The sequence below is a fragment of the Moorena sp. genome, assembly GCF_982860115.1.
This window is the reverse complement of the sequence record NZ_CEYLVT010000077.1, coordinates 1-9,828: the sequence shown is the minus strand read 5'-3', so window position 1 is coordinate 9,828 and position 9,828 is coordinate 1. Positions and strand designations below refer to the sequence as shown.

9 protein-coding genes and 1 pseudogene are annotated in these 9,828 nt (G+C 46.2%); 6 read left to right on the top strand and 4 right to left on the bottom strand.

Annotated elements, in window-relative coordinates; all coding sequences use genetic code 11:
* The coding region (locus AC4II3_RS15045) for a hypothetical protein (RefSeq protein WP_490722834.1) at positions 1-307 on the bottom strand (307 nt) is incomplete at its 3' end.
* A 188-nt stretch (positions 308-495) separates the two neighbouring features.
* Between AC4II3_RS15045 and AC4II3_RS15040 the strand changes: the two genes are divergently transcribed.
* Positions 496-714: a hypothetical protein gene (locus tag AC4II3_RS15040; protein WP_488014177.1), complete on the top strand. Its 219-nt coding sequence runs from the start codon at positions 496-498 to the stop codon at positions 712-714.
* Between the two features lie 21 nt (positions 715-735).
* Here the strand turns inward: AC4II3_RS15040 and AC4II3_RS15035 are convergent, their stop codons facing one another.
* The 3 genes from AC4II3_RS15035 to nagA form a co-directional block, all read right to left on the bottom strand.
* Complete coding sequence (locus AC4II3_RS15035) at positions 736-1,584, bottom strand: DNA-formamidopyrimidine glycosylase (RefSeq protein WP_488014175.1); 849 nt, start codon at positions 1,582-1,584, stop codon at positions 736-738.
* A gap of 93 nt (positions 1,585-1,677) precedes the next feature.
* Positions 1,678-1,893 carry a photosystem I reaction center subunit IV gene (locus AC4II3_RS15030; protein ID WP_293024157.1) on the bottom strand — a complete coding sequence of 72 codons (216 nt, stop codon included), beginning with the start codon at positions 1,891-1,893 and terminating at the stop codon, positions 1,678-1,680.
* 155 nt (positions 1,894-2,048) lie between these two features.
* A complete protein-coding gene (gene nagA / locus AC4II3_RS15025) occupies positions 2,049-3,191 on the bottom strand; it encodes an N-acetylglucosamine-6-phosphate deacetylase (RefSeq protein ID WP_488014173.1) in 1,143 nt (380 codons plus the stop codon).
* A 46-nt stretch (positions 3,192-3,237) separates the two neighbouring features.
* On the opposite strand from nagA, the gene purE reads away from it, so the two are divergent.
* The 5 genes and pseudogenes from purE to AC4II3_RS15000 form a co-directional block, all read left to right on the top strand.
* Positions 3,238-3,765, top strand: a complete 528-nt coding sequence (gene purE / locus AC4II3_RS15020) for a 5-(carboxyamino)imidazole ribonucleotide mutase (RefSeq protein WP_488014171.1) — start codon at positions 3,238-3,240, stop codon at positions 3,763-3,765.
* A 327-nt stretch (positions 3,766-4,092) separates the two neighbouring features.
* Entirely contained in the window at positions 4,093-4,629 is a 537-nt protein-coding gene (cysC, locus tag AC4II3_RS15015; protein ID WP_070391561.1) for an adenylyl-sulfate kinase, read from the top strand.
* A 117-nt stretch (positions 4,630-4,746) separates the two neighbouring features.
* Positions 4,747-5,934 (top strand): sulfate adenylyltransferase, encoded by a 1,188-nt coding sequence (sat, locus tag AC4II3_RS15010; RefSeq protein WP_488014169.1) that lies wholly within the window; start codon positions 4,747-4,749, stop codon positions 5,932-5,934.
* Between the two features lie 128 nt (positions 5,935-6,062).
* Complete coding sequence (locus AC4II3_RS15005; RefSeq protein WP_488014167.1) at positions 6,063-8,372, top strand: caspase family protein; 2,310 nt, start codon at positions 6,063-6,065, stop codon at positions 8,370-8,372.
* Positions 8,373-9,006: 634 nt separating this feature from the next.
* Positions 9,007-9,777 (top strand): annotated as a pseudogene (locus tag AC4II3_RS15000) (DUF262 domain-containing protein); the annotation flags it as partial.
* Positions 9,778-9,828: the final 51 nt, after the last annotated feature.

Genomic DNA, 9,828 nt, shown 5'->3' with positions numbered 1-9,828 from the left:
TACTCATTGGCCAGTAATGAACTTGTCCATCTCGCCGTTGCCAGACGATGTCATCCGTACAGTCACCGTTGACATTACCAACCCCTTTCAGGCTCCATTCAGCACCGACAGGAGTGTGAATATTTATACCTCCAGTTCGTTGACCGTTACTCATCGGCCAGTAATGAACTTGTCCATCTCGCCGTTGCCAGACGATGTCATCCGTGGATTGTATGGTGTTTGCTAATGCAGAGCTAGGGTTTGAAATTAGTGCCAAGCTCACAACAAATAGCGTTACAACCAAAAAACGAATCACATGTTTTATCATGTTGGTTATTTCCCTTTATTAAAGATAGAGGAGGAAGGTATCAAGGCCTCCTAAAATTTCTGTAACCAGGGCATGCTGTATATATAAAAACCAAGCTTATCCTACCATTGTGGCTTTGAGATGTCAATATCGAATTGATAGAACCCACATTCCGCATGTTTGTCAGACGGCGTTGCTGAATTAAAGTAATGAATAGAAGTGGGGTGGGCATCCTGCCTGCCCGGAAATATATTGAAACTGGCAAGATGCCAGTTCCACCCCTGATGCCAGTTCCACCCCTGATGCCAGTTCCACGCCTGATGCCCGTTACAGACCTGATACCTGTTCCACACCTGATATCTGTTACACCCAGATGCCCGTTGCACAAAACTATTCAAATCATTCCATTGTTAAGCAACGCCCAATAACCAGCCCGATAGCCGTTCTGATCAACGCTGACAGTTCGGACAAAAGTGAGCTGAGCGACCGACTAATTTGGTTCGCTCGATGGGGGTGCTACAGATACGACAGGGTTCTCCGGTACGACCATAAACCCAGGCAATCCCCTTATAGTTGCCATTGACTCCCTGGACGTTGATAAAATCACTAAACGTGGTACCACCAGACTCAATCGCTTTTTGCAATACTTGGATAATCGCGATGGTCAGCTTTTCGATCTGCTCTAATCCCAAATCTTTACAAAGGGTTTCTGGTCGAATACCACTCAAGAATAATGCTTCATCGGCATAAATATTACCTATTCCTGCTACCAGGGATTGATCGAGCAAGGCGGTTTTAATCGCACGCTGGCGGTGATGTAGCTTACTAACTAGGTAATCTGTAGAAAATTCCTGGGAAAAGGGTTCTGGTCCGAGTTGCTTTAGACCAGTGATAATGGTTTCTGGTAATTGGGATGGCGGAATCCACCACATTCGACCAAAGGTGCGCTGGTCGATAAACCGCAACTCCTGGTTGTTTGGGAAAAACAATCGCACTCGGGTGTGTTTTGGGTGAGGCTGGTCTTGACTTAGCCATAGCAGTTGACCAGTCATCCGGAGGTGAACACCTAACCAACCGGCTTGAGCATTATCTGCCTTGGTTAGTTTAGCGAGTAGGTATTTGCCCCGTCGATGCCAATCACTAATGGTGAGTGTTTTGAGTTGGGCTAAAAAATCTTTCGGAGAAATAGGGTGGGCGATGGTGCGCGATAGTAACACCTCTCCACCCTGGATTTCCTGGGCTGTAGTCACTTGATTTAGACCCAGGCGAATTGTTTCAACTTCTGGTAGTTCCGGCACGGTTGAGTGCTTTAGTTGATCAATGGTGAGTGCAAGCGTGTTAACTTAGCACTCTACAGACACCAGGAACTCAAATTCCTGAGTCTGGCTAGGTTAACCAACTACTTCCAGTTCAGTCGGTGCATAGTTATTGGTGTTAACCCCAGAGGGGCTACCGCTGTAGCCAGTATAGTTGACCTTATCAAAGCGGACAATCACTGGGTATTTGATACCACTCTTGTCTATGCTAGCCACAGTTCCCACATCGTTATACCAGTAGGATTCTTTTCTTTTAATCCGAACTTTTGCACCACGTTTTAGTTCTGCCATAAAAAAATTTACCTTACGCTCTAGTTCTACAGCGTACTACTCAATTAGGCTTCTCCGTTGACTTGATTGTTTAAGTTTTATTAATTTCCCTGTAGTGAATCGGGAGTCGGAACTCAGAAGTCAGAAGTTGGAAGTCAGAAGTTGGAAGAGTGACACTACAAACGTTGCCAACTCAGCTTTGATGTTTCCTCATCCAGATGCCAGCGTAATAACTGAGCTGGTTGACCGATGCTGAGGTTTGGTAAACCGATGGCTTGGCGAGGGGAAACCGTTGCGAGGGCAATGCCATTCTCAACGCTACAAATTCCCCACTGGACTAAATTCTCTACCCCTACCAATAAGGGCAAGGTTGTCCCAGATAATGTCCCATCTGGTAGCCTTGCTGTCCCGTCTTTGACCTCTATCTGGCGGCTGTCCCAGGGATAAACGCCATCGGGTAATCCTATTGGTGCTAGGGCATCGCTAACTAGAAAAATCCCTTGTTGATAACCCCCAGCACGGAGCAGCAGTTGGATCATGGTGGAACAGACGTGCTGACCATCGGCAATTAGTCCACACTGGACACCGGGAGTAACTAGGGCAGCTCCCAGTAATCCTGGTTTGCGGTGATGGAGTCCTGGCATAGCATTAAAGGCATGGGTTACCATGGATGCCCCACGTTCAAAGGCGCTTTGGGCTTGCTCTGCTGTGGCTTGGGAGTGACCGAGACTAACAATTATGTTGCGCGATCGCAAATACGGAATCACCTCACCAATGGCATCTAACTCTGGCGCTATGGTAATAAGGTTGACTAGCTCACCATAGTCTCCCAAAACTTCCTTGACATTTTCAATAGTAAGTGGTAATAGATACTCAACAGGATGAGCTCCCCGTTTTTGGGCATTGAGAAAAGGCCCTTCTAGATGGACACCCAAGATGCGAGCGCTTGGGGTCTGGTCAGCTTGGGAAGGGATAAATTCAGCAAACACAGAAAGCGTACGCTGAATCTTCTCTACAGAAGTAGTCACCAGAGTGGGTAAAAACTGATCCACACCCTGATGCCAAAGGAATTGACAAATGTCCTGGAGTAAAGGGATGTGGTGAAAATCCACATCGGTGAAAGCTAAGCCTAGCCCCCCATTAATCTGCAAATCCACACCACCTAGGGAGACCCAATCCCCAGCAACGTCAAGGATAGCCGGGTTAGGAAGAGTTTCTAGCTTGGGTGCGATCGCTTCAATAATTCCATGATCATTAATGTGAATATTCTGTAAACCCTCGTAACTAGGGACACGAGCATTGATAATATCTAGAGTCATTAGGGAATGTGGCGAAGTCTAATTCATCTACCATCAAACATGATTCATGACCAATAACCAACCGTTAATTGGGATTATTATGGGCAGCGATTCCGATTTGCCCACCATGCAAAATGCGATCGCAGTATGTGAAGACTTTAGTGTTCCTTGGGAAGTAGCGATTGTGTCCGCCCATCGCACCCCTGAACGGATGGTAAATTATGCTCAAGACGCTCACAAGCGTGGACTCAAAGTTATTATCGCTGGAGCTGGGGGGGCGGCTCATCTGCCTGGGATGGTGGCGGCTCTAACACCCTTGCCTGTGATTGGGGTTCCAGTGTCTAGTCGTCACTTGCAGGGTATCGATTCCCTATACTCCATTGTTCAAATGCCTGGGGGAATTCCCGTCGCTACTGTAGCAATTGGTAATGCCAAGAATGCCGGGTTGTTAGCAGTGCAGATTTTGGGCACTCATCAGCCAGAATTACAAGAGAGAGTGCAGCAGTATCGGCAGAATTTAGCGCAATCAGTGATGGAAAAGCAAGCATTGCTCGATGAGTTAGGTTATGAGCAATACTTAGGGCAGATGGGTTAATCTGGTTGATTGGGTTTGAGAAGGTTAGTATTGAAAAAGGCCAAAAATCCCCATTAAATTGGCATCAGGGTAAGCCATTATAGAGGGGATGTGACCGAAAATAATTCGAGCGTAATCCGACTCGTTCTACCTCGTTCTACTAAGTTAAGCTGGGGGATATCAAAAGCATCCCACCGAAGGGCGGCATCTGTTATAAATGAGCCGAGACTAAAGGCAATAGGACTTACGAATAGGACGTTGAGTTTGGTGTTCAGCTGAAATACCAATAGCCTGTCCACACCAAATCCACGTCATGTCAACAAAAAATCTAGGAGGTAAATAGAGTTCATGGAACATCGTGGTGTTACAGTATGGTTAACTGGTCTTAGTGGTGCTGGAAAGACAACTATTACTAAGGCATTAGAAGAAAAACTAAACGCCCAAGGATGCAAGCTGGAAGTCTTGGATGGGGATATCGTCCGTCAGAACTTAACCAAAGGACTCGGATTTAGTAAAGAAGACCGGGATACAAACATTCGCCGCATTGGCTTTGTTGCCCATCTTTTAACCCGCAATGGAGTTATTGTGTTGGTATCCGCGATCTCCCCTTACCGTGAAATTCGAGAGGAGGTCAAGCAACGGATTGGTGACTTTGTAGAAGTTTATGTTAATGCTCCCCTAAACGTTTGCGAAGACCGAGATGTCAAAGGACTTTACAAACGAGCTCGTGATGGAGAAATTAAGAATTTTACTGGTATTGATGACCCCTATGAGCCACCATTAAATCCGGAGGTAGAATGTCGCACTGACAAAGAAGAATTATCAGAAAGTGTGGACAAAGTTCTGAAAAAGCTGGAAGAGTTAAATTATATTTCTAGTACTTGAAGCAGAATCTTTATAGAAACCTTAACTCCAGAACCCCACCTACACGCTGTGGAGTGGGAGTCGTATCTTGAGACAATTCTTGAGACAATTGTAGAATCTAATTATTATTGCTAGAGTATGCAAAGCCCGGTGTTAAGCCATCCTTCACAAACTATCCCAGCTCACGGTGGTCAACTGGTCAACCGTGTTGCTACACCCGAACAACGGCAGGAATTTTTGGATAAAGCTGAATTTCTGCCCAGAGTCACACTAGATAAACGGGCTGTCAGCGACCTGGAAATGATTGCTATCGGTGGCTTTAGTCCCCTGACTGGCTTCATGGCCAAAGAAGACTACGAATCAGTGGTAGACCGGATGCGTCTCGCCAATAACCTACCGTGGTCAGTTCCAATCACCCTCTCGGTTACCTCTGAAGTAGCTGCTCCTCTGCAAGAGGGGGGGTTAATCCGTTTGGATGATACCAGTGGTCGGTTTATTGGTGTATTAGAACTGACGGAAAAATATTCTTACGACAAAACCCATGAAGCAGTGCAAGTTTACCGCACTGATGAAGACAAGCATCCTGGTGTGAAAGTCGTGTATGACCAGGGAGAGATTAATTTAGCTGGTGCGGTATGGTTACTGGAACGGTTACCCCATCCCCAGTTTCCCTCCTACCAAATCGATCCAGAAAAATCGAGAGCCATGTTCTCGGAACGGGGTTGGAAAACAGTGGTAGGTTTCCAAACCCGTAATCCCATTCATCGGGCTCATGAATATATCATCAAGTGTGCTCTAGAAACCGTAGACGGTTTGTTTCTTCATCCCTTAGTAGGTGCTACTAAAAGCGACGACATCCCAGCAGATGTACGGATGCGTTGCTATGAAATCATGTTGGAGAATTATTTTCCCAATGACCGAGTGATTCTAGCAATTAACCCTGCTGCCATGCGTTATGCTGGCCCAAGAGAAGCCATTTTCCATGCTTTGGTACGGAAGAATTACGGCTGTACCCATTTTATTGTAGGACGGGATCACGCTGGTGTGGGAGACTATTACGGCACCTATGATGCCCAACACATTTTTGGTGAGTTTGAGCCTGGTGAGTTGGGGATTATGCCGATGAAGTTTGAGCACGCCTTCTACTGCACTCGCACCCAGGGTATGGCTACTGCAAAGACGAGTCCAAGTACACCAGAGCAGAGGATTCATTTATCCGGTACTAAGGTACGGAAAATGTTACGTCAGGGAGAGTTACCACCACCGGAATTTTCCCGACCTGAAGTGGCAGCAGAACTAGCTAAGGCAATGCACGAGACGAGTTGAAGGTTAAGCGAACAACCTCTAACTAGTGAACTAGTGAACTAGCTGAACTGGGAATCCCACGGCTTGTGGTCGTGGGAGCGCCAATCCTGGTAGGCTGATAGCTGAAATCTGAAAGCTGAAGCGCGGATATGGGACTTAATCGCCGGACTTTTCTGCAAAAAGCTAGTTTGGGATTGGCAACATTAGGAGTAAGTGAAACAATACTATCCCTCCTAGGGAATAGTAGTTTAGCTGTTCCTGGAATAGACCGTTACTTCCAAGTATTAGCACAACCCCTTGGGCGAAAGTTAGCCCTACTAGTGGGTATCAACAAGTATCCTCGTAGCACACTATTGGATGGCTGTGTTACTGATGTAGAACTACAACAAGAACTATTGATTCATCGGTTTGGCTTCAACCCGAAGGATATACTTATACTTAACGATGACCAAGCGACCCGAGAAAATATTGAAACGGCTTTTATTGAACATCTGACAGAGCAAGCGAAAGCAGGTGACGTGGTAGTCTTCCACTTCAGTGGCTTCGGTAGCCAGGTTAAGCTATCTCAAGGGTATCAAACCGATAAGTCTGTTACATTTCAAAATAGCTTGGTGCCAGTAGATGGGAGCCTGAGCAAAAAAAATCCTAAAGTAGCCAACGATTTACTAGAAGAAACGCTAGTTTTGCTATTGCGATCGCTCTTCACTGACCAAGTCACTACAGTACTTGATACTAGCCACACGGTAGCTGATAGCCTCCTGCAAGGAAATATTAAGGTACGCTCTAGTACTAACCGATCAGCCAAAGAGGCTAGTCGGAACGAACTGGCTTTTCAAGAGCAACTGCGGCGGCGGATACAGGATTCTGGGCAAGGGATGGTAAACCGGCAATCGGTTTCGGTTGTGCCTGGAGCTAATCCTATGGCCGGTCTGGTTCTCACGGCTGCTGAACCAAATCAAATGGCGATTGAGGCCAAATGGAATGGTTTCAGTGCTGGCTTATTTACCTATGCTCTTACTCAGTATCTGTGGCAGGCAATACCAACAACCAGAATTCAGGTGAGCCTGACTCACGCTGGTCTGATGGTTAATCAACTGACAGGTACACAACAACAGCCCAGGCTAGGGGGTCAGAGTAGTCTTGAGCCAATACCTACCTATTATCTGCCCCTTGACCCTAGCATGGGAGCGGATGGTGTGGTCACTGCCGTGGAAGATAATGGTCAAACTGCACAGTTGTGGTTAGCAGGATTACCAGCAACAGTTGTGGATAACTATAGCAACAATTCTGTATTGTCTGTATTGGAAGCCGGTGCTAACTCGGGAGTCTCTCAACTACAAATAACCTCTAAAGATGGTCTGACGGCTAAGGCCAAATTTATTGGTGGTAGTACTGATAATAACAATCAGCTACAAGTTGGGCAGCTGGTGCAAGAAGCGGTCCGGGTGTTACCCCGTAATATTGGTATAACGGTAGCTCTGGATGGGAACCTAGAACGAATTGAGCGAGTAGATGCTACCAGCGCCTTTTCTAGTATCTCTACTGCATCAATAGTGCAAGCAGGGGAACAACCTGCTGATTACTTGTTTGGGAAAGCACTCTCTTCCAAAAATGCAGGGGGAGGGGGTTATGGAATCTTCTATATTGACGGTGAACCCATACCCAATGGCGTTGGGGAAGCTGGGGTAGCCGTGAAGTCAGCAGCTATGGGATTGGCTGGTAAACTGAACACCTTGCTGGCAGCAAAATTGCTACGGCTAACCGCTAATGATGGGTCTTCCGGTCTAGGTATTCGGGTATCCCTAGAGATGGTTGCACCAGAGGAAAAGCTAGTGATGCAACTCGAAACATTACGGACGGCTTCCTCCTCACAGGTAGGTTTCGTAGGTGAGGGGGAAGCTAAATCTCAGGGTGAGTTGAAGGAAACTGTGGCAGGAGCAGGTGTTCCGATTTTGCCGATTGGGAGTCGTCTCCATTATCAGATCGAAAACTACGGTGACCAACCGGTCTATTTCTTGCTATTAGGCTTTAATACCAATGGCAATGCGATCGCACTATATGAACTGCCATTTTTGGAAACATCACAGACTTCAGAAAACTCTTCATCTATAAAAAATGCCGTCATTGCTCCTGGGGAAACTCTAACCCTGCCATCAGCCGTAGCTTCCGTTGGTGGGATTGTCTCAGGTCCTAGTGGATTGGTGGAAATGCAACTGATTTGCAGTCGCTCCCCCTTAACTCAGGCCGGTACAGCTCTCGATGCTGTGCCATCTCGTCGCGGAATCGGAGCACCAATTGATGATTTGTTTAACCCCTTGGACGTAGCCCAGGCGGTGCTGCAAGACATACACGATGCTAGTGCAAATTCCCTAGATTCTTCCCTCAGTATAGGTGCTGATTCCTACGCCTTGGATGTCAATTCTTGGGCAACTTTAAGTTTTCTCTATCGGGTGGTTTGATTTCAGCTTGTTAATTGTTAATTGCTCCTGGGCAATTAACAATTACTCCATAATTGTTTAAGAGGGAACAGGGAACAGGGAACAGGGAACAGGGAACAGGGGTAAGACTGTGGGTAAAGGGGATAGTTTCGTAAAATAACTAAGGATTTATAGTTATTTTTTTGTTAAACTATACTGATAACTTTGGTTATTTCAACAACATAAATTTTCTTGATTCTGACTCCTGAACAGAATTGATTAGTCAGGATAACACTCCATAATTGCTGGGGAGCTATGCATCGCTATTCCACCTCAAGCAGCGCTATAACTATTATAAGCATATGCGCTACGCGCAGGCTACGCCAACAGCAGTCAGCGGTCAGCCGTGAACTTTTGGTTCACGCTTCTTGATGCAGTCGCTCATGGGGGAAGCCCCCAAGACCGCGCTGCATCGCTACGCGAACAGTTTATTTTATTCAAAAGTACCGATTGCGCTACACCCACGCTGGGCGAACAGTAGCGTGCGCCGATGGGCATAAGCACCATCTGTAGCACCATCTGTAGCAGATTAGCTGATAGCTGACGGCTGTTGGCGTAGCCTGCGCGTAGCGCATATGCTTACGTGTTATTAACTAACATTACATCAGGTAAAACTATGTCCAAGTCAAATAAGCCAGAAGAAATCACAGTTCAGGATAAAGAGGCAGCAGAAGCAGAAATTAGGGAGAAGCAGAAGCCTGTTGATTACGACACCAAAGAGTATCCAGTTGAAATACTGGTTCACAAATACATGGATGGCAAGGATGACGATACCAACGAGTTGTTCATACCAGATTACCAAAGGAATGAGGCTTGGGAGGACAAAAGGCAGTCGAAGTTCATTGAGTCTGTACTTTTAGGGTTACCAATACCATATATCTTTGTTGCCGATATCTACGACCCGGAAAACGATCTAGGGCGTTTGGAGATAGTAGACGGTACACAGCGTATCCGTACTCTGGCTAGATTTATAAATAATGAACTTACCTTAACTGGTTTGGAGAAGCTCAAGAAACTCAATCAATTTAGGTATGATGACTTACCACTTGCCCGACAAAGGCGGTTTAAAAGGAGTACGCTTCGGATGATCCAACTCACTGAAAAGGCAGATGAGGAAGTACGACGGGATATGTTTGAAAGGATAAATACAGGTAGCGTCCATCTAAATGACATGGAACAACGCAGAGGCATATTACGCGGACCATTCCTAGATATCCTGGATCAACTCTCCGCAAATGAAAAGTTTCTTGATCTATGTCCGTTTTCAGAAGCCCTAATCCGCAGAAGTGAACCTCAGGAATTCGTGTTACGTTTTTTCGCGTATCTGAACAACTATAAGAATTTTGAACGCCAAGTTAATACATTTCTCAATGACTATTTGAAAGCTAGCAGGGGGACAACGAAGCTTGTAACATAGACAGGGCTTGTTCTCTAGCCC